Origin of the sequence: Mycobacterium terramassiliense (assembly GCF_900157385.1) — a bacterium.
Classification (GTDB): domain Bacteria; phylum Actinomycetota; class Actinomycetes; order Mycobacteriales; family Mycobacteriaceae; genus Mycobacterium; species Mycobacterium terramassiliense.
Window position 1 is genome coordinate 301763 of sequence record NZ_LT717701.1, and the last position, 18524, is coordinate 320286.

At 66.9% G+C, this 18524-nt stretch carries 20 protein-coding genes; 6 read left to right on the forward strand and 14 right to left on the reverse strand.

Going from position 1 to position 18524, the window contains the following annotated elements; genetic code table 11:
- Positions 1–4 precede the first annotated feature (4 nt).
- The 3 genes from MTAB308_RS16055 to MTAB308_RS16065 all read right to left on the reverse strand — a co-directional run bounded on the left by MTAB308_RS16055 (position 5) and on the right by MTAB308_RS16065 (position 2347).
- Entirely contained in the window at positions 5–631 is a 627-nt protein-coding gene (locus tag MTAB308_RS16055; RefSeq protein WP_216823673.1) for a hypothetical protein, read from the reverse strand.
- Between the two features lie 235 nt (positions 632–866).
- On the reverse strand, positions 867–1904 hold the full coding sequence (locus MTAB308_RS16060; RefSeq protein WP_077100449.1) for an LLM class F420-dependent oxidoreductase: 1038 nt from the start codon (positions 1902–1904) through the stop codon (positions 867–869).
- Positions 1905–1906: 2 nt separating this feature from the next.
- The gene (locus MTAB308_RS16065; protein ID WP_281253118.1) at positions 1907–2347 is read right to left on the reverse strand and encodes a nuclear transport factor 2 family protein; all 441 of its coding nucleotides are present in this window, start codon (positions 2345–2347) and stop codon (positions 1907–1909) included.
- Between the two features lie 119 nt (positions 2348–2466).
- Here MTAB308_RS16065 and MTAB308_RS16070 point away from each other — a divergent pair, with 119 nt between their 5' ends.
- Positions 2467–3027 (forward strand): PadR family transcriptional regulator, encoded by a 561-nt coding sequence (locus MTAB308_RS16070; protein WP_077100451.1) that lies wholly within the window; start codon positions 2467–2469, stop codon positions 3025–3027.
- 23 nt (positions 3028–3050) lie between these two features.
- On the opposite strand, the gene MTAB308_RS16075 is transcribed toward MTAB308_RS16070, so the two are convergent.
- Positions 3051–5966, reverse strand: coding sequence for an aminotransferase class I/II-fold pyridoxal phosphate-dependent enzyme (locus MTAB308_RS16075; protein WP_077100452.1), 2916 nt, complete (start codon positions 5964–5966; stop codon positions 3051–3053).
- A 371-nt stretch (positions 5967–6337) separates the two neighbouring features.
- On the opposite strand from MTAB308_RS16075, the gene MTAB308_RS16080 reads away from it, so the two are divergent.
- The 4 genes from MTAB308_RS16080 to MTAB308_RS16095 all read left to right on the forward strand — a co-directional run bounded on the left by MTAB308_RS16080 (position 6338) and on the right by MTAB308_RS16095 (position 8696).
- Positions 6338–6589 carry a hypothetical protein gene (locus MTAB308_RS16080; RefSeq protein ID WP_077100453.1) on the forward strand — a complete coding sequence of 84 codons (252 nt, stop codon included), beginning with the start codon at positions 6338–6340 and terminating at the stop codon, positions 6587–6589.
- 101 nt (positions 6590–6690) lie between these two features.
- On the forward strand, positions 6691–7266 hold the full coding sequence (locus MTAB308_RS16085; RefSeq protein ID WP_077100454.1) for a hemerythrin domain-containing protein: 576 nt from the start codon (positions 6691–6693) through the stop codon (positions 7264–7266).
- Between the two features lie 3 nt (positions 7267–7269).
- Positions 7270–7794 (forward strand): nuclear transport factor 2 family protein, encoded by a 525-nt coding sequence (locus MTAB308_RS16090; RefSeq protein ID WP_077100455.1) that lies wholly within the window; start codon positions 7270–7272, stop codon positions 7792–7794.
- 8 nt (positions 7795–7802) lie between these two features.
- On the forward strand, positions 7803–8696 hold the full coding sequence (locus tag MTAB308_RS16095) for an SCO6745 family protein (protein ID WP_077100456.1): 894 nt from the start codon (positions 7803–7805) through the stop codon (positions 8694–8696).
- A 62-nt stretch (positions 8697–8758) separates the two neighbouring features.
- Here the strand turns inward: MTAB308_RS16095 and MTAB308_RS16100 are convergent, their stop codons facing one another.
- Both MTAB308_RS16100 and MTAB308_RS16105 read right to left on the reverse strand, forming a co-directional pair.
- Positions 8759–9262 (reverse strand): hypothetical protein, encoded by a 504-nt coding sequence (locus MTAB308_RS16100; RefSeq protein WP_077100457.1) that lies wholly within the window; start codon positions 9260–9262, stop codon positions 8759–8761.
- Between the two features lie 108 nt (positions 9263–9370).
- On the reverse strand, positions 9371–10255 hold the full coding sequence (locus MTAB308_RS16105) for a cyclopropane mycolic acid synthase family methyltransferase (RefSeq protein ID WP_077100458.1): 885 nt from the start codon (positions 10253–10255) through the stop codon (positions 9371–9373).
- 241 nt (positions 10256–10496) lie between these two features.
- Between MTAB308_RS16105 and MTAB308_RS16110 the strand changes: the two genes are divergently transcribed.
- Positions 10497–11855 (forward strand): WS/DGAT/MGAT family O-acyltransferase, encoded by a 1359-nt coding sequence (locus tag MTAB308_RS16110; protein ID WP_077100459.1) that lies wholly within the window; start codon positions 10497–10499, stop codon positions 11853–11855.
- A gap of 28 nt (positions 11856–11883) precedes the next feature.
- On the opposite strand, the gene MTAB308_RS16115 is transcribed toward MTAB308_RS16110, so the two are convergent.
- From MTAB308_RS16115 to MTAB308_RS16150, 8 genes are all read right to left on the reverse strand, one after another.
- A complete protein-coding gene (locus MTAB308_RS16115; protein ID WP_173842245.1) occupies positions 11884–12309 on the reverse strand; it encodes an ATP-binding protein in 426 nt (141 codons plus the stop codon).
- A gap of 151 nt (positions 12310–12460) precedes the next feature.
- Positions 12461–13279 (reverse strand): formate/nitrite transporter family protein, encoded by an 819-nt coding sequence (locus MTAB308_RS16120; RefSeq protein ID WP_077100461.1) that lies wholly within the window; start codon positions 13277–13279, stop codon positions 12461–12463.
- 97 nt (positions 13280–13376) lie between these two features.
- Entirely contained in the window at positions 13377–13799 is a 423-nt protein-coding gene (locus tag MTAB308_RS16125) for a nitroreductase family deazaflavin-dependent oxidoreductase (RefSeq protein ID WP_077104421.1), read from the reverse strand.
- A 53-nt stretch (positions 13800–13852) separates the two neighbouring features.
- Positions 13853–14926 (reverse strand): GGDEF domain-containing protein, encoded by a 1074-nt coding sequence (locus MTAB308_RS16130; protein WP_077100462.1) that lies wholly within the window; start codon positions 14924–14926, stop codon positions 13853–13855.
- 75 nt (positions 14927–15001) lie between these two features.
- Positions 15002–15967, reverse strand: a complete 966-nt coding sequence (locus tag MTAB308_RS16135) for a 2-hydroxyacid dehydrogenase (RefSeq protein WP_077100463.1) — start codon at positions 15965–15967, stop codon at positions 15002–15004.
- Positions 15968–16092: 125 nt separating this feature from the next.
- The gene (locus MTAB308_RS16140; protein WP_077100464.1) at positions 16093–17307 is read right to left on the reverse strand and encodes an NAD(P)/FAD-dependent oxidoreductase; all 1215 of its coding nucleotides are present in this window, start codon (positions 17305–17307) and stop codon (positions 16093–16095) included.
- A gap of 4 nt (positions 17308–17311) precedes the next feature.
- Positions 17312–17500, reverse strand: coding sequence for a ferredoxin (locus tag MTAB308_RS16145; RefSeq protein WP_077100465.1), 189 nt, complete (start codon positions 17498–17500; stop codon positions 17312–17314).
- Positions 17497–18462 carry a metal-dependent hydrolase gene (locus MTAB308_RS16150; protein ID WP_083746565.1) on the reverse strand — a complete coding sequence of 322 codons (966 nt, stop codon included), beginning with the start codon at positions 18460–18462 and terminating at the stop codon, positions 17497–17499. The genes MTAB308_RS16145 and MTAB308_RS16150 overlap by 4 nt, the downstream gene beginning before the upstream one ends.
- Positions 18463–18524: the final 62 nt, after the last annotated feature.

Below are 18524 nucleotides of genomic sequence, written 5' to 3' on the forward strand. Positions count from 1 at the left end.
TTTCCTATGCCGCCACGGCGTCCCATTTTGTCCCGACGACGCTCAACCCGGCTAACCGCCGCCACGAGCGAATGGCGTTGCGCGTTATCTCCACGACGCGGGCGGCCCCAGCGTCCGCGTTCGCCAGTCGATGCGCTTTGAGGGCATTGCCGGTTACGGCATCGAGCGTGTCCCAGTCGTCGGTCTCGACGAGTGCGGTCGATTGACAGGCGGCCCGGACCGCGTACCGTTCGGCGGTCACCGGCGTGGTGCCGACCGCGCGCGCCGCGCGGGCAGCGCCATCCCATTCGGCGATCGCCGGCGTCTCGCCGGGGGCGAGCAGGCGATGCAGTTCGGCGATCGCGGTGATTGCCTCGGCCGCAGCGTTCTCGGCGTACTGCACAACCCCCCACGGAGGGCTCACCAACAGCTTGGCCACCCAGGGGTGCACGACAGTGTCGGCGACGTCGGCCGTGCCCACCGTTAGCCACCCCAACTCGAGTACCAGCAGGCTGTCCTCCGGTGAAAGGTAGCCGTCGGGCCCGGCAAGCAGGTCGTTGCACAACTGGACGAAGGAGGCGAGCGGGCGGGCGGAAGTCGCCGGGAAGTCGGTGATGTGCTCGTCACCGTTGATGTATGAAATCGCATTCATTGCACACCCTTTGCCCGATCCGGGCTGATGCGATCCCCTGGCCAGCCTCAGCGGGTGGGTTATCCGGTCCAGTTCCATGTCAGTTGCTTCCTGCGGTTCGCCTCGGTGGCACGAGTCGGCCTCGGCGCGACAAAACACATGCTATGGCAAGCGATGCCTCGGCGGGTCGCGACACGATGACCGGGTTTCCGGGGGCAGTTCGACGGGCGCACACGGCGCCCGCGAGCCTTGGCGGTCAGAGCAGTTCGCGTAGCGTCTCGATCAGCTTGATCCGTTCGGCGGGCGTACCGGCGATGGGTGCCACGTTCAAGGTGGTCACTCCCGCCTCCCGAAACGCCGCCACGCGCTCCTTGACGAACTCGCGCGAACCGATCAGGTTGACGTCACGGACGAGTTCGTCCGGCACCACCTTGGCCGCGCCGTCCTTGTCGCCCGCCAGGTAGAGCTCCTGGATCCGGTCGGCTTGGGGGCCGTAGCCGTACTTGGTAGCCAGGGCGTGATAGAAGTTCTTACCCTTGGCGCCCATTCCGCCGATGTACAGCGCGAGGTGCGGCTTGACGAATTGACGTAGTGGCTCGACGTTTTCGCCGATTGCCAAGACCGGTCCCGCGTAGATGTCGAGGTCCCCCAGCGCTGGGTCACGCTTGGCCTGGCCGGCCGCCAAGGCGTCACCCCAGACGTCGCGCGCTTTCTCCGGCAGGAAGAAGATCGGTTGCCAACCCTCGGCAATCTCGGCGGCCAGCTCGACGTTCTTGGGCCCCAGCGCCGCCACCAGTATCGGGATGCGCTCTCGGACAGGGCGATTGATGAGTTTCAGCGGCTTGCCCAGACCGGTGCCCTGGCCGGCCGGCAGCGGGATCACGTAATGCTTGCCCTGATGTTGAAGGGTCTCGCGCCGCCATACCTGCCGGCAGATGTCGATCACCTCTCGGGTGCGCGCGATCGGGGCGTCATAGGCCACCCCGTGGAACCCCTCGATGACCTGAGGGCCGGAGGCGCCCACACCAAGCGTGAACCGGCCGTCGGAGACGTAGTCGAGGCCGGCCGCCGTCATCGCGGTCAGCGTCGGGGTTCGGGTGTAGAGCTGCAGGATGCCCGAGGCCAGCTGAACCCGTTCCGTGCTGGCCGCCAGGTAGCCCAGCGCGCTTACCGCGTCGAACGAATACGCTTCGGGGACAAAGACAATGTCCAACCCGGCGCGTTCCAGGTCGGCCACTTCGGCGGCGACGTCCTTGAATCCGCCCGCGTAGTTGATCCCCAATCCGATCCGCATGTTCAGGATCCCTTCGCGACGGCGAACTGGTCGGCGAGTTCGACGGCCTCCCGCTGGATCCGCCCGAACTGGGCGCCCATCGCATCGGACAGCGCCGTCGCGCCCGACAGCGGTCGCACCATCACCATGAACTCGTCGATGCGCCCGTCGTCGTCGAAGTGCAGGAAGTCGCAACCGGTGACCCTCACCCCCGGCGCCCCCGCTATCGACGTCTCGAACACAAACGCGTGGTCGCGGCCGTTGGCGCCGGCGATCTCGCGGATGTAGTGGAAGTCCTCGAAAACCCGCAGCACGCCGCGCAGGATCGCCGCGGTTATCGGCTTGCCCACGTAGGGCTTGAACGCGACCGGGCTGATGAACACCACGTCGTCGGCCAGCATCGCCTGAATGGCGCCTTCATCCCGTCCCTCAACCGCCGCGCGAAAGGGGTGGGTAGCAACCACGGGGCACCTGCCTTAGGCAACTTATTGAATAGGTGGTGTTGACGCTAGGGGTCGTTCGCCGTGGTGTCGATGTGCGTTTAGTCACTTTTTTGACTATTCGTATTGTTAAACTTGTCGCCGTGTCGCTGCGCGACGCGGTGCTGGCCGCGCTCCTCGATGGTGAGGCCTCCGGATACGACCTGGCCAAGAGGTTCGACGCCTCGGTCGCCAACTTCTGGATGGCCACCCCGCAGCAGCTCTACCGCGAACTCGACCGCCTTGCCGAGCAAGGGCTGATCCGGGCGCGCGTCGTCCAGCAGGAACGCCGACCCAACAAGCGCATGTTCGCCCTGACCGCGTCGGGCCACGACGCGATCCGCGAGTTCACTGCCCGGGCGCCCAAGCCATCGGTGATCCGCGATGATCTCGCCGTCAAGCTGCTGGCCTCCGATGCCGGTGACGCGCGGGCCGTCCGTGACTTCATGGCCGAGCGACTGCAAAAAGCGAGGACCAAGCTTCAACGCTACGAGCGGATGCGCGCCCGGATGCTCGACGGCCGCGGTGAGCAGGAATACCTGGCTCACAACGAACGGGTGGGCCCCTACCTGACGCTGCTGCGCGGAATATCGTTCGAGGAAGAGAACGTTCGATGGGCCGAGCGCGCGCTGACCATCCTCGACGGCCGCCTCTCGCGCGGTTGAGGCAACAGGGCCCACCGGTCGCACTAAATCGCGGTGCCCACCGCGTCACCCGGGTACTGCCGGCCGATCAACTCGTCCTGCCCCACCTCCGGGACGTTCCCGTCGCCATCCGCCCCTGCGCGCTTGCTCGGCTTCTTCTTCGGCGGCTTCTGCGGCGCCGGCCCGTCCGTGCTCCCCGCGGGGCGATGACCGTTGTGCGTCGCCAACCCGATCGACGCGCTGACCGTCTCGATGGCCTTCTCCGTGTACACGCGATAGCCGAAATTCGGCAGGTAGCCATGGATTTCGGGCGTATCGAGATCACGCATGAACTGCAGGATTTCCCGGCTGAACACCTGACCCGGCACCAACACCGGAAATCCCGGCGGGTAGGGCGTCACGTACGTCGCCGAGACGATGTCGGCTCCGGCGTCCAGCCGTTCGAGAATCTGCTCGCCCATGAGGTATTCGCAATTGGTGTCGTCGTAGGAGAGGTAGAACGCTCGTCGGACGTCGCCTTCGGGCGTCGCCTCGCTGCCGCCGTGATCCAGGAATGCCGGGTGGAAGCCGCTGAAATCGGGCAGAGGCAAAGACATTTCGGTCAGCCGATAGACCGCCTGGGCGAAGTGCTCGCGCTCACCGAGACTCATCTCGGAGATGTTCTGGTCCAACTCACGGGCGATGTTGACGAGGACTTCGACCAGGAACGCGACCGAGCTGCGCGTGGTGCCGATGTTGGTCATGAAAAGCACGCTGTTGCGTGACGTCTTATTGATCTGGATTCCGTAGCGGTCCATCAGTTGCTGGCGTTTGAACGTGTCCCCGTCGTAGCCGGTGGGTCCGATGAACAACGTGATTCGCGACGGATCGAGCACGAACTCGTCCTGGTCCCACGCGGCCATCATGTTGCGCAGGCCCGAGCGCAGCGGCTGCGCGATGGCCGAGGGCCGGAAGTCCTCCGGGATCAGATCGGAGGTCCGCAGGCACCGCATGTACTTGCTGAGCAAGGGGTGGTTGTCGATCGCGTCGCGCAGCTGCATCGCGTTTTCGATCTGCCGCTGCACCAACTCCACGCCTTCCAGCGCCACCTGGCGGCGGCCGAGGTCCAGCGACGCCAGGATCTGGTAGTTGGGCGAGGTCGAGGTGTGCGCCATGTAGGCCTCGTGGAACGGTTCGGCCACCTTTTGGTCGAAGTCCTGATCGAAGACATGGATCATCGAGCCCTGCCGCAACGCCGTCAGGGTCTTGTGGGTCGACTGCGTGGCATACACCCGCACCCGGGCAAGCGCCGGGTCGGGGATGAGGCGGCGGTCCAGCAGGTCGTCGTCGCCGGCCGGGCCGGCTGCCAGCTGCTCCTCGAAGCGCTGCTTGTAGTCGGGATCGGCGAGCCGCTCGCGCAGCGCCCGCGCCGAGGCCATGGCGGTGCGCGTCCGATAGACGGGATGGAAGCGGGCGAACGCGAACCAGGCCTCGTCCCACAGGAACACCAGGTCGCCCTTGATGGCCAGGCACTCCTCCATGACCCGCTCGACGTCGTAGACGATGCCGTCGAAGGTGCAGTTGGTCAGCGACATCATCTTGACGCGGTCGAGCTTGCCGGCGCGCTTGAGCCCCAACAACTTCGACTTGATCTCGCGCAACGGCACCGCACCGTACATCGAGTAGTCGTTGAGCGGATAGGCCTCGAGGTAGACCACATTCGCGCCGGCGAGCATCATCCCGTAGTGGTGGGACTGGTGGCAGTTGCGGTCCAGCAGCACGATGTCACCCGGGGCCACCAACGCCTGCGTGACGATCTTGTTGGCCGTCGACGTGCCGTTGGTGACGAAGTAGGTGTGGCGGGAACCGTACGCCTCGGCCGCAAGCTGCTGGGATTCCCGCAGTGGTCCGGTCGGTTCGAGCAGCGAGTCGAGCCCGCCGCACGTCGCCGACGTCTCGGCCATGAACACGTCCAGGCCGTAAAAGCCGACCATGTCCCTGATCCAGTGCGAGTTGACGATCGACTTGCCCTGCGAAATCGGCAGGGCGTGAAAGACGCCCGTGGGCCGGTGGCTGTATTGCTTGAGCGCGCTGAAAAACGGCGTGCGGTAGCGCGCCGCCACCCCCTGCAGGATCGACAGGTGCAGCTCCAGCATGCCTTCGCGGGCGTGAAACACCCGGCGGAAGTACTGGCCGAGCCGCCCGGCGATGTCCTCCACCTCGATCTCGGTCATCAGATACAGGTCGAGTTCGGGCCGCAGCTTCGCCAGCGACACCGCGAGGATCTGCGCGCGTTCCTCGGGCGACTGGTGATCCGCCAGCTCGTGCGAGACGCCGGTATCGACGAACTCCGCCAGCGCCGACAGATCCCGGGTCGATTGGTGCGAAAAGCGCCGCCGGATCACCACCGCCTGCAGGTTCACGTTGAGCCGCGCCGCGATGAGCGCCTCGTCGCCGCTGGACACCACCACCAGCTCGTAGACGAATTCGTCGTCGGGTCGGCGCCACTTGCGGACCTCGTTGCGCAGCGCCCGTTCCTGGTCTTCGGTCATCTTCTCGACGACGAGCACCTCGAAATAGGGGCGGTCGCGCTGAGTGGCCGGTTGGTGCTCGGCGAGCTGACGCGGATCGGACGGGAACATGTCGAGGTCGTCGGCTCCGGCGTTCTCCACGTCGCCCGAGCGGTACGACTCGGTGGTCAGCGCGCGGTTGATCTGCACCAGCGCCTGGGCGAACTTGTCGTAGCTGCCCGCGGCGAAAAGCCGTTGGACTCGCGCGAATTGCGGCGATCCGGGGTAGGCCCAATAGGGTTCGAGGGCGCTCAGGCGAGTGAGCAGTTCCTGGCAGGTGTTGATGCACTTCGCCTTCAACGCGCCCTCGGTGGTCGGGCGGGTCAGCCGGTCGGCGGCCTCCTCCAGCCGGCACCAAGAGTCGCTGCGAACCTGCCACAGGCTGTTGTAAGCGCGCAAGTGTTCCGTCATGGCCGCCCTTCCTCGATTCGCGGCGACTCCTGGTCGCGCGGCGTCGGTCAAGGTTCGCAGACCCAATGCGCCCGCCGGTTGCCCGCGGGCAAACAATGCGCGTCCGTCGGGTGACAGCCCGGCCAGACGGCGGTAACGGGACCCTGCCGGACCGAGCGGCATCGGTATAGCGGGCCCGGCCACGGGTAGGCCCCTCAGACGCACGGTTCGGGCGACCGAACGAGGATCACCGTGGTGATGGCCGAGGATTCCAAGCGCGCGCAGCGCTGCCATGAGCTGGCGGTCCAGCTGACCAAGTAGCACAACAAGATTGGCCGCCGGCCCCGGCCGGGCCGCAACCCACTCGCCGCCCATCGGCTACCGTCGATGGCATGACCGAAGTTTCCGCAAACGACCGAATCGACGACGTCGCTGCGGGCGACATCATCACCGTCGACCGCGGCGCCGGCGAGCAGCCGTACAAGGTGGTCTTCAAGGATTTCACCGACGGCCGATACGTCGTCACCCTCGAGGGCGGCGGCGAGACCTTCCAGCTCGACATGGCGTCCGGCACCACCGTCAGGAGGTCGCTGGCATCGAAATGGGAATCGGCGCAGAGCCCCACACCCCGCCCAGAGAGCTAAGCCAACGTCACGCTGTCGCGGGTTGACGGGTTCTGCCAGCATGGAGACCGTGGCCGCGGATCCGCAGCGGCCGGGTAGCGCTCGGAAACGCGGGAGTTGGAATGGCTGACATCACCACCTTGATCCGCGCCGACCACGACTGGTTCCGCCAACAGTTCGCCAGGCTGGATTCGCTGCGCGGGCAGGAACCCGCCAACCATTCCACTCTCGAGCGGGTGTGGCGTCCGCTCGCCGACAAGCTCGACGTCCACGCCTATATCGAGGAGAAGATCTTCTACCCGCAGCTGCTGAAGCGCGGGACCGACGATCCCGAGGGCGAGACGCTCGATGCCATCGGCGATCACAACGACATTCGCGACGGAGTGCGCGACGCCGACGCAGCACAGGTCGGCACCGAGGAGTGGTGGGCTGCCGTCGCGCGCACCCGATCGGCCAATGACGACCACATGCGCGAGGAGGAAAGGGACGGATTGCCGGACTTCCGTCGCAGCGCCCCGATCGGCCTTCGCGAGGCGCTCGGGCGGCAATACAGCGAGTTCATGGCCGAGCATCCGACCACCGAGGGATTGTCGATCGTCGACCGCGATCCCCAGCGCTATGTCGAGGAGATCGAGGGAAAGCCGTCATCGCACCGCGCGGACTTTTCGCTTCGGATCGGCAGCCTGAAAGGTCAATGAGCCATGGCAAGCACCGACACCGACGTCGTGGCGATCACGCAGTTGCTCAACCTTTACGGGTTCGCGGTGGACAGCCAGCGGTGGCAGCTGTTCGACTCGATCTTCACCACCGACGTGGTGGCGGACTACGGGGCGTCGTCGCGGTGGAGCGATCTGGTGCGGTTCAAGGCGGACTTCGCCGCCTATCACGATCCGTTCGATGCCACCCAGCACACCATCTCAACCCACGTGGTCCGCGCGGAGGGGGACGTCGCGCACAGCTTTTGCAATGGCGGCTGGCGACTGGTGCGCAAGGCCGCCGACGCCGGTCCCCTCTGGGAGGGGACGGGCTGGTATGACGACTCCTGGCGGCGCACGCCCGCCGGGTGGCGCATCACTAGGCGGACGTGCCGCATCGCCTGGTGGACCGGCAACCCGCTCGTCAACGAGACGACCCCCGGGGTGACGTTCGACCTGACGACCACCGCCTTGCGAGCCGAAGCGGCCGCCGGGCGGGTCGGCGTCCTCGGCCCCGCGCCGGGTGGTTAACTGCCAGCGTGCGCAGAGAACCGGGATTGGCGCGACGCTTCTTCGATCGATTCGAGCCGGTGCATGCGGTGACGTACTTCGCGCCGGAGGCGCGGGCGGCCTTGGACGGGCTGGGTTACCGGGGCTTCTGGATGGGCTATTTCGCCGCACGATCGGCGCCGCTGGGCATGGTGCCGCGCGAGGTCGTGGCCGCGGTCTTCTACAACTTCGCACCGGCACGGGTTGCCAAGGCCCTGCCGGCCGCGTGGGAGATCGCCGGTCCGGAGGCCGCGCTGCGCGCCCGACGGGATTCCGCCGTCGCGGCGCTGCGCCGCTACGGCGTCGTGGCGGATGAAAGTGTCGCTGTGGCAGCGGAATTGGCGGGCCGGGCGGCGCGCGAGGCGCCGCTTGACGGGCGCCCACTGTTCGCCGCGAACCTGGCGTTGCCCTGGCCGGAGGATCCGCTCGCCGCGCTGTGGCATGCGACGACGCTGTTGCGCGAGCAGCGCGGCGATGGGCACGTGGCGGTGCTGGCCGCCGCCGGCATCTCGGGCCGCGAATCCAACGTATTGCATGCCGCGGCGGGCCGGGTCCAGCGCGACTACATCGCCCGCACCCGCGACTATGACGAGGCGGCGTGGCGTCGTTACGAGCAGCGGCTGGCCGAGCGCGGTCTGCTCAACGACGACGGCTCGCTGACGGCAGCCGGTCGCCAATTGAAGGATCACATCGAATCCAGCACCGATGCGCTTGGCCTGTCCGCGCTCGGCGCGCTCAGCGACGACGAGGTGGAGACGCTGTTTCAAGCGCTCACCCCGATCACCCGGGTGGTGATCGCCGGCGGCGATATCCCCGCCAAAACTCCGATGAGCTTGCACCGCAACGACTTGGACGACGGCAGCGCGCACGTGGCCAGCAGCTAACGCGGCAATCGGGAATGCCGGGTGGCACCGTCGAGCTGGCACGCCCAACCCGACGGGGACGGCTATCGGCCGCTGACCGGTTGCGCCACAACGTGATCCATCGGCAATCCGTTGCCGTTTGTCATGTCGCGGTCGGCCACGGCGGTAGCCAGCGCCGTGCCGTTCCTGATCGTCCCGATGATGTCGACGTGGTCGTTGATCTCGAAATGTGAAGCGGCAATTGCGGATCGGCTGCCGTTGGTGATGAAAGCGGTGTTCGGGGTGACGAGATAGGTCTGGGTGTATCCGTCGACGCTGCGAGCGGTCACCGAGTCCGCCGAGACCGCGATCACGGTTCCCTGCTGGCGCACTGGTTGGGACACCGGGGCCGGCCCCAAGGTCGCCTCTACCGTTGGCTTTTCGGGCTCGGCCGTGTTGGTCACCAACGCCGTCAGGCTCACGGCGCACAGCACCGCACCGGTGACGATCTCGCAACCGGTAGCAATGGCCCGCGCTTTGCGCGGCAGCTTCCGATGCCCCGACGTTCTTTGCTCGGACGGCTCGATCATGCGGTGCTTGGCGCCCACGGTCAATCCTTCCTTCGGTTTTGCGCCGACAAACGTCGGCGCCCACCGAATCAGGTTGTTGCTCGTGGTGTTACCCGCAGCGCTGCGCTGATAAACCGCGCCGGCCCGTCAGCCCTTGGCGAGGGTGAATTGCGCGACGTCGGTATAGCCCTCGCGGAACAACTCGGCGCACCCCGTGAGGTACTTCATGTACCGGTCGTACACCTCTTGGGACTGAATCGCGATGGCGTCGTCGCGGCGGGCCTCCAGCGCCGCCGCCCAGGTGTCGAGTGTGCGTGCGTAGTGCGGGCGCAACTGCTGGACTCGCTTGACCGCGAAGCCGGCATTCTCGGCTTGCCGCTCGACCGCCGCGGCGTTGGGCAGGTCTCCGCCCGGGAAGATCTCGTCCATGATGAATTTCATGAACCGCAGCTTGGTCATGGTGATGGGCAGTCCGCGTTCGGCGAACTCGTCGTCGCTGGGCTTGATGATGGTGTGCAGCAGCATCACGCCGTCGGCGGGCAGCGCCTGGTAGGCCATCTTGAAGAAGTCGGGGTAGCGGTCGCGCCCGAAGTGTTCGAACGCACCGATCGACACGATGCGATCCACCTTGTCGTCGAACTGCTCCCAGCCCCGCAGCAGCACGCGCTTGGTCCGCGGGCTCGGATGCCGGTCCAGGCGTTGCTGCACGTGCGCCTGCTGATTGCGGCTCAGCGTCAGTCCCACGACGTTGACGTCGTAGCGTTCGAGCGCGCGAACGATCGTCGTGCCCCAGCCGCACCCGATGTCCAGCAGCGTCATGCCCGGCTGGAGACCGAGCTTGCCCAGCGAGAGGTCCACCTTGGCGAGCTGTGCCTCTTCGAGCGTCATGTCGTCGCGCTCGAAATAGGCGCAGCTGTAGGTCCGCGTCGGGTCCAGGAAAAGCGCAAAGAAGTCGTCGGACAGGTCGTAGTGCGCCTGCACGTCCTCGAAGTGCGGCTCCAAGCTGACGGCTTCGGTCTTATCTTCGGGCACGGCACAACCCCTGACGTGGACTTTTTTGGTCTCAGCGGCGTGTGATCTCAACCGCGCGAGCTACTGGCCCATCAGTCTATCCGCCCGGATGACCGCGCCACGAATCGTCGGCTTGGCATGCGGGAGACGGCGCCGTCGAATTTTTCAGGTGTGGGCGACGCTCGACGTGGCTAATTGAAGTGGGGAGCCGTGTCGACGGGCGGTGCGGCCGGACGGCATGGGACTGAATGGGAGGCCGGCCATGGAACCGATATCGCCGACGGACGCGCTGTTTCTCATCGGAGAGTCGCGCGAACATCCGATGCACGTGGGTTCGTTGCAGCTCTTCGAGCCGCCCGAGGACGCCGGGCCGCACTTCGTCCGCGAGTCCTATCAGGCGATGCTCGAGTGCACCGATATCCAGCCGACGTTCCGCAAGCACCCGGCCTTCTTCGGCGGCCTCACCAACGTCGCGTGGTCGCTCGACAGGGATGTGGAGCTCGATTACCACCTCCGCCGCTCGGCCCTGCCGGAGCCTGGGCGGGTGCGCGACCTGCTCGAACTGGCCTCCCGGTTGCACGGCAGCCTGCTCGACCGGCACCGCCCACTGTGGGAAGCCCACCTCGTCGAGGGACTCCAGGACGGGCGGTACGCGGTCTACACGAAGTACCACCACTCCCTGATGGACGGCGTATCGGCGCTGCGGTTGGTGCAGCGCGCGTTTACCTCCGATCCCGACGACGACGAGGTACGGGTCCCGTGGAACCTGCCGCCGCGACACCGCGCGGGCCGCGGGAAACGGGCGTCGCTGCTCGAACGGGTCGGGCGGACCGCGGGGTCCGCGTTCGCGTTGGCCCCGTCAACGGTGCGGCTCGCGCGGGCCGCGCTGCTCGAACAACAACTGACCCTCCCCTTCCGGGCGCCGCGCAGCATGTTCAACGTCCGGATCGGCGGCGCCAGGCGGGTTGCCGCACAGTCCTGGTCGCTGGACCGCATCAAGGCGGTCAAGTCGGCCGCCGGCGTCACCGTCAACGACGTGGTGCTCGCCATGTCCGCCGGAGCGCTGCGCGCCTACCTGATCGAGCAGAACGCCCTCCCGGACGCCCCGCTGACCGCGATGGTTCCGGTCAACCTCCGCAAGGACGACGACGATCGTGGCGGCAACATGGTCGGCACCTTCCTGTGCAACCTGGCGACTGACCTCGACGACCCGGCGCAGCGGCTGGAGACCATCAGCTCGTCGATCCGCGACACCAAAGAGGTGTTCCAGCAACTGCCCCCGATGCAACAGCTGGCCCTGTCGGCGTTCAACATCGGTGGGCTGTTCTTCGGGCTGATTCCGGGGTATCTCTCGACGGCCTCGCCGCCGTTCAACATCGTCATCTCGAACGTCTCGGCCGGGCCGGCCGAGCCGCTGTATTGGCGTGGCGCCCGCCTCGATGGGAACTATCCGCTGTCGATCCCGCTCGACGGCCAGGCGGTCAACATCACCGTGACCAACAACGCCGACAACCTCGACTTCGGCCTCGTCGGCTGCCGCCGGAGCGTCCCGCACCTGCAGCGGCTGCTCGGCCACTTGGAGACGTCGCTGAAGGAGCTGGAGCGCGCCTTCGGCGCGTGAGGCACGCGCGGCTCGACGCCGTTAACCGTCAAACGTCGTTGTCCGGCAACGTAATCGGGTGGGTGGCGTAGTTCAGGCACACCGTTGTGCCGCCGGGCCGCGCGTTGATGGTGCAGTGATCGGCCAGCGCGTGCATCAGCATGATGCCGCGCGAAGCACGAGGATCGTCGGGTTTCTTCGGCGACGGCCGATGCCAGGTTCCGCGGTCGCTGACGCGCACGCTGATCGATCGTGCGGCGGGATCGTAGCCGACCTGCAGCTCCATGGTGCCGGCGCGGTGATGCGTGCGATACGCGTGCTCAACGCAATTCGCGAGCGCCTCGCCGGCGCCCAAGAGAATGTTGTCGCGAACATCGGCACACACGTCGGTCGCCTCGCGCAACCAGACTCGCAACGCGCGACGCAACTCGCTTGCCGTAACGGCGTCGGCGGCGCCGGCGCGGGTGAATCGCACCGGCGCGGCGGACGTCAGCGAATCGGCAGTCATGAAATATGCATACCCAGTTGTCGTCCGGACGATAACCCGCCTACGTATCGCTTGGGCCACAGCTTGCGCTCAGCCGGGATTGCGAATGCGGCACCATGATTGGCGCGGGCCGGGCCGTTCATGCGGCATCCACGGCTGCGCGCTCCTCCTGCAGCCGGTCCTTGCTGCGCACCAGCCGCAGCAGCGTCACCAGACCCAGCCCGCCCACGACATTGCCGGCCGCGGTGTAGGTGAACCAGCCCATCCAGTCGAGGTACCCGAACGGCGCGCGACCGGCCACGAGCGCGCCGAAAATCAGCAGCGAATCCAGGATCGAGTGAAAGATCTGCAGGCCAGCCAGGAGGAACGCCACCGCGACGGCCGCGGCGATCTTGCCGGGCACCGACTCGGTGCCGTGTTGCATCCGGGTCATCAACGTGATCGTCATGCCTCCGACGACGGAGAGCGCTACGGTTTGGGCCGATATCGGCGCCGTGGCGAAGTGGGTGCCCGATTCGATCGTCTGCTCGTGCAGCCGCGGGAACGCGGTCATGAGCAGCCACATGATCAACCAGCCGCCGACGAGGTTGGCCAACAGCGTGCCGCCCCACAACCTGAGCAACTGCCAGACGCTGGCGCGCTTGGCGGCCACGGTGACCACGGGCACCAGGAACCCCTCGGTGAACAACTCGCTGTGGCCGAGCAGCAGCGCCAGGAAGCCGATGGAGAACGCCAAACCCGCCAGCAGAGGTTGGTGGGTGGCGGACAGCACGGAAAGGTAGGCAAGCACGCCCAGCGCGACGTCGGTACCGCCGAAGAACCCGGTGACCAGCAGACCCCGCCAGGTGCGGTGCATGCGCTGGGTGCCCTCGCTCAGCATTCTGCTGAAGGCGTCCTCGAGGCGGTCCTCGATCGGGCTGTTGTATTCGCCGAGCCGGCGTTGAATCGTCTCACTCATCCTGGGTTCCTCACGGCCAGCCGTGAATACCCGCTCATCGCGACGGGCAACGCCGTTGCCGAGTGTGACGTTCGTTATAGGCGTGGCGCGGCGACGGTTATTCGAGCACGAAAACCGGGATCTGCCGGGCCGTCTTGGTCTGGTAGTCGCCGTACGGCGGAAAGGCTTCGACGGCCAGCCGCCACCACTGCTCCCGCTCGGTGCCTTCCACCTCACGCGCTGTCAGAGAGAGGACCTTGTCGCCGTCCTGCACCGTCACCGCCGGGTTGGCCTTGACATTGAAGTACCAGGAGGGGTGGGCGGGAGCGCCGCCCTTCGACGCCACCATGGCGTAACGGCCGTCCTTCTCGACGCGCATCAACGGCACGTATCGCCGCTTCCCGGACTTTGCCCCCGTCGTCGTCACCAGGATGACCGGCCGGTCGAGAATCTGGACCCCGTCGGTCGAACCTTGCTTCAGTATTTGTTCGGTCTGTTGGCGCACCCATTCGGTGGGGCTCAGCTCAATCCCGTCGGTCATGGCCTTCGCAACACCGCCGGATGGCCCATCCATTCCCGGGCCGATGTCACCGGCTATCCGGCGGCCCGGCGAACGAACGCCGGATAGTGGCAAACCTGGTTCCCGCCGGCGCGCTTGGCCTCGTACATTGCGGCGTCGGACGTGCTGATGAGATCCTCGATGAGCTGCGCGTCGGCCAGCGAGGCGTCCAATGCGATGCCGGAGGTCCCGATGCTGGCCGTGATCGGGAAGGGAACCTCGGCGATCGCCTGGCGAAGCCGCTCGGCCATCGTCGTCGGGTTCGGTGTGGTGTCGGTGTCGACGACCACGAATTCCTCGCCGCCCACCCGACCGATCACCGCGGACGGTCCGCAGTTCTCTTCGAGCGCCGCGCCCACCGCGACCAGGGCCTGGTCTCCAGCGGCGTGACCCTGGGTGTCGTTGACCTTCTTGAAGTTGTCCAGGTCGATCACCGTCGTCACCAGATACTTGCCCGCGGACCGGCCGTGCAGCGTCAGCAGTTCGTGCACCGCTTCGTAGAAGGAACGCCGGTTGCGCAGGCCCGTGAGCGCGTCGCGGTCGGACGTCCGGAGGTCGCTTCGCAGCGTCTGCACCACAGACTCGATCCCGAATGGCACGCCGATGTTGAGCGCCATCACGATTATCAGACCGGCCGTTATGGCCGCGACGTCACCGGTAATCACGATGAATCGGTGCGCCAGGGTTAACGCGCACGCCGTCGCCACGGCGAAATTCGCCAGCACGTAATAGCCGGCGTGGAAGTACGCGATGAAGCCACCGAGCATCGCGAACATCGTGCAGCCCATCAAACCCGTGTACGGGTTCGACAACCCCAAACACATCGCGGCGATGGCGGCCGTCGCGCCCAGCGAAAAGAGGATCGACTGCCGCCGGGTGGGCCAGTGGACCAGCCACAGGGTTGCGCCGGCGAATCCCAGCACCGCTATCGCGATGGACGCCGCCCGGGAGGCCGCGTTGTTCGGCCCGGTGGGGCTCCACAGCATCAGCAGCGGTAGAGCCGCCTGCGATGCTGTGAACGCGAATGTCGCCCTTTGCCAGATGGTCTGCAGACCCCGGCCCTTCAGATAGGCACTGACCCAGTCATAGTGATCGGTTTCCTTCACCATCGACGGCCCAGTTTTGTCACGTGAAGAATTAAAGACCAACTGCGATAAAGTGCAAACTCGAGCGAAATCGGGGCGTCATCGACGCGGGCGCAATACCGGGGTCAGCAATTCTCGGTTGGCGAGGTAGTTGTCGAGGTTGTGGATCGCGAGCAACGCCATCGCCCGGCGAGTCCGCGCGGTCGCGCTGCCGATGTGGGGGAACAACACCACGTTGTCCAGACCCAACAGCTCGGCGGGCACGTGAGGTTCGTCGGCGAAGACGTCCAGCCCCGCTCCCGCCAGCGCGCCGCCGACGAGCAATTCCACCAAGGCTTCCTGGTCGACGACGCTGCCACGCGCGATGTTGATCAGGTAACCGTCGGGGCCCAACGCCTCGAGGACGGTGCGATCCACCAGCTTGCGCGTCCCGCGGTCGCCGGTGGTGGCGACGACCAGAACATCGACCGACCGCGCCAGCTCCACCGGTGACGGCGCGTAGCGGTACGGGCAGCCCTCGATCCGGTGGCGGTTGTGGTAGGCGATGGCACAGTCGAACCCGAGCAGCCTGGTCGCGATGGCCGACCCGATCCGGCCCAGCCCGAGGATCCCGACCTGCAGGCCGCTGACGTCCCTCGCATACGGGAACGGCGCGTCGCGCGTCCATCGACCCGCCCGCACGTAGCGGTCGGCGGCGGCAAAACGGCGCAACGTCATCAGGATCAGGCCCAGGGCCGTGTCGGCGACGGTGTCCGACAGGACGTCCGGGGTGTTGCTCACGCCGATACCGCGGCGCTTGGCCGCATCCAGGTCGATGGCATCCACCCCGGCCCCGTTGTTGACGATCGCCTCCAGGCTGGGCAGTGCCGCGATGGTCTCCGCGTCGACGCCGGGGTGGCCCGAGGTCACCACCACGCGGATCTCGCTCGCGTGCTCGGCCAGGAACCTGGAGCGCTCCCGACCGTCGGGAAGCGAGGGCGTTTCGTACCGCAGGGCCAGCTCATGGGCGAAGGTCGGCTCGAAGTCGCCGATCCGCAGCACCGCGTTGGTCTTGTTCACGGTCACGCGTCCATCATCGCGGGGCGGCTCGCGACGCCACCGAGCGAGCCTGCGCTCAGCGCCTAAAACGCGGCAAAGCTACGGTCTGGATGTGGTTTCGACGACGTTGCCGGGCAAGCGCACGTGCGCCATCAGTCCGGCCGCTTGGGCGGAAACTCGGCGCGCTCGGCGATGGCGTCGCGGTAGGCGTACACCCGATTCGGGATGGTGCCCAGCACCGCGATGGTGCGGCCACCCCGGCCGTAAGCGGCGAGAAACTCCCACGCGTCGGGATCGCCTTCGACGATATCGACCGCATCGTAATCGGTTGGCACCCCGAGCATTTGCACCTTGACGTCGTACTGATCGGACCAGAAGTAGGGCAACTCGTCGAATGTGTCGGCGCGGTCCGGGCCCGCCAACAGCGTCCTGGCCGCCGCCTCGCCCTGACGCCCGGCGTCCTCCCAGTGCTCGGTGCGCAGGTGCCGCTCGTAGAGCGGGTGCCACCAGCGCGCGACGTCGCCGGCGGCGACGACGGCCGCGCCGCCGGTGTCGCCCTCCGCCGCGCCCGTGCCATCGCAGACCACCCCGTCGTCCACGCGCAAGCCCGACCCGTCCAGCCAGTCGGTCACCGGAGTGACACCCAGGCCGACGATGACGACGTCGGCGGGAACCCGCGACCCATCGGTCAGGCGAACCGCCTCCACCCGACCGTCACCGAGGAACGAGTCGACTCCCACCCCGACCCGCACGTCCACGCCGTGCTGACGGTGCAACTCGGCCCACCGGGGAGACAGCTCCTTGCCCAAAGCGGCCAGCAGCGGGCTGGTCGCCTTCTCGACGAGCACGACCTCCAGCCCGATCGATCGGCAGCTCGCCGCCACCTCGGCGCCGATGAATCCGCCGCCGACCACGACGACTCGCGGCCGCGACCCAAGTCGTTCCCGGATGGCCAGGCAGTCGTCGACGGTGCGGAGCGTCAGCACCCCATCCGGGACCGGCGCACCCGGCCAGCGGCGCGGCGTCGCGCCGCTGGCGATCACCAGCCCGTCGAATTGCAGTGACAGATCCTGGTTCTCGTCGCGCAGGTGGACCGTGCGCGAGGACAGGTCCAGCTTGATCGCCGACGCGCCGCGCAACACCCGCGCCTCCAGCTCGAATTGCGGCGCAAGGTCGACGCCCGCGCGGTGCACCTGGCCGGTGAGCAGTTTCTTGGACAGCGGCGGCCGGTGGTAGGGGGCGTGCCGCTCGGCGCCCACGATGGTCAGGGCCCCGTCGTAGCCATCCTGGCGCAGGGCCTCGGCCGCGCGCGTCCCCGCCACGCCGGCGCCGACTACGACGACCTCCCTCAGCTGATGGCTCGGCATCGGATCACTCCTTCACCGTGATCGCCTGGGTGGGGCAGGACACCTCGGCGCCGATCAACTGCTGGCGCAACTCCTCCGGAGGCTCCGCCTGGAGCACGTGAAGTCCGTCTTCGCGCACGTCGAACACCTCGTGGCAAATGCTCATGCACACGCCGTTGCCGTCGCAGGTGTCAAGATCCACCGAAACCTTCATCGAACCTCGGCCTTTCGTGCGCCGTTGCGGGAAGTCTCGAACCCCTGGGATTGATCCGGTGACTTTTCGTGAGACCCCGCTCGCTCGCGAGCGGCTTTCGCCACCGGGGAGTAGTTCAGGTAGTCGACCGCCATCTGTGTGGACGCCTCGTCGTTCGGATGATGGCTGGGCCGCAGGTACCGGACGGGCGTCGTCACGAGCAGCTTCCACGGGCCCGGTATCCGGTACTCGCGGGCGGCCGCCAGCCAGTCCCGCCAGCGCCACTTTTGATCGATGGTCGGGTCTTGGGCCATCAGGTAACGCGCCCCCGCGACCCACCAGCCGATGAACAGCGGCGAGACGAACAGCATCGAGAACGCCCGGATCCAGTAGTTCCCGGACACGTGCTGGTAGACGTCGTACACCAGGGAGCGGTGCTCGACCTCCTCGGCGCCGTGCCAGCGCAGCAGATCGAGCATCATCGGGTCGGCCTTGGCGTAGTCCAGACCCCGGTTCGTCAGCACCCACTGGCCCAGCATCGCGGTGTAATGCTCCAGCGCGGCCACATCGGCCAGCCGCCGATACAGCCACCACCGCTTCATGGCCGGCGGAAACCACTTGGGCGGATCCCCCAGCGTGATCGACAACAGCCTGCCGAGCCGATCGGTGTACGGCTTGGTGTCGATGCCCTGCTCGGCGAGATGGTCGAGTACCACCTGGTGCGCCCAGGCGTGCCAGGACTCCTGCTGGATGAACGGCTTGATCGCCGCCTCCAGCTCTGGGTCATCGACCAGCGACGACGCTTCGAGCACCGCCTTGATGAAATGCCGCTCCCCCTCGGGCAGCAGCAAGTGCAGGACGTTGATCATGTGGGTCGAGAACGGGTCGCCGGGCACCCAATGCAGCGGCGTTTCCGACCAGTCGAACCGGACCATCCGGCGGTATTTCGGATGTCCCTCGTGGTGAAGTTGGACCTCGGGCATCAGATGCTCCTCCCGCCGACGGGCCGTGCGCCGTCGGCCTCCCTTTTCGAATTGCGGGAGCG

Bases quoted from the DNA above. Each gene is read 5' to 3' on its own strand.
- MTAB308_RS16080 (WP_077100453.1), top strand. From the start codon at position 6,338: ATGACCGAAGTTTCCGCAAACGACCGAATCGACGACGTCGCTGCGGGC.
- MTAB308_RS16120 (WP_077100461.1), bottom strand. From the start codon at position 13,279: ATGAGTGAGACGATTCAACGCCGGCTCGGCGAATACAACAGCCCGATC.
- MTAB308_RS16090 (WP_077100455.1), top strand. From the start codon at position 7,270: ATGGCAAGCACCGACACCGACGTCGTGGCGATCACGCAGTTGCTCAAC.
- MTAB308_RS16110 (WP_077100459.1), top strand. From the start codon at position 10,497: ATGGAACCGATATCGCCGACGGACGCGCTGTTTCTCATCGGAGAGTCG.
- MTAB308_RS16125 (WP_077104421.1), bottom strand. From the start codon at position 13,799: ATGACCGACGGGATTGAGCTGAGCCCCACCGAATGGGTGCGCCAACAG.
- MTAB308_RS16140 (WP_077100464.1), bottom strand. From the start codon at position 17,307: ATGCCGAGCCATCAGCTGAGGGAGGTCGTCGTAGTCGGCGCCGGCGTG.
- MTAB308_RS16130 (WP_077100462.1), bottom strand. From the start codon at position 14,926: ATGGTGAAGGAAACCGATCACTATGACTGGGTCAGTGCCTATCTGAAG.
- MTAB308_RS16145 (WP_077100465.1), bottom strand. From the start codon at position 17,500: ATGAAGGTTTCGGTGGATCTTGACACCTGCGACGGCAACGGCGTGTGC.
- MTAB308_RS16085 (WP_077100454.1), top strand. From the start codon at position 6,691: ATGGCTGACATCACCACCTTGATCCGCGCCGACCACGACTGGTTCCGC.
- MTAB308_RS16055 (WP_216823673.1), bottom strand. From the start codon at position 631: ATGAATGCGATTTCATACATCAACGGTGACGAGCACATCACCGACTTC.
- MTAB308_RS16060 (WP_077100449.1), bottom strand. From the start codon at position 1,904: ATGCGGATCGGATTGGGGATCAACTACGCGGGCGGATTCAAGGACGTC.
- MTAB308_RS16075 (WP_077100452.1), bottom strand. From the start codon at position 5,966: ATGACGGAACACTTGCGCGCTTACAACAGCCTGTGGCAGGTTCGCAGC.
- MTAB308_RS16150 (WP_083746565.1), bottom strand. From the start codon at position 18,462: ATGCCCGAGGTCCAACTTCACCACGAGGGACATCCGAAATACCGCCGG.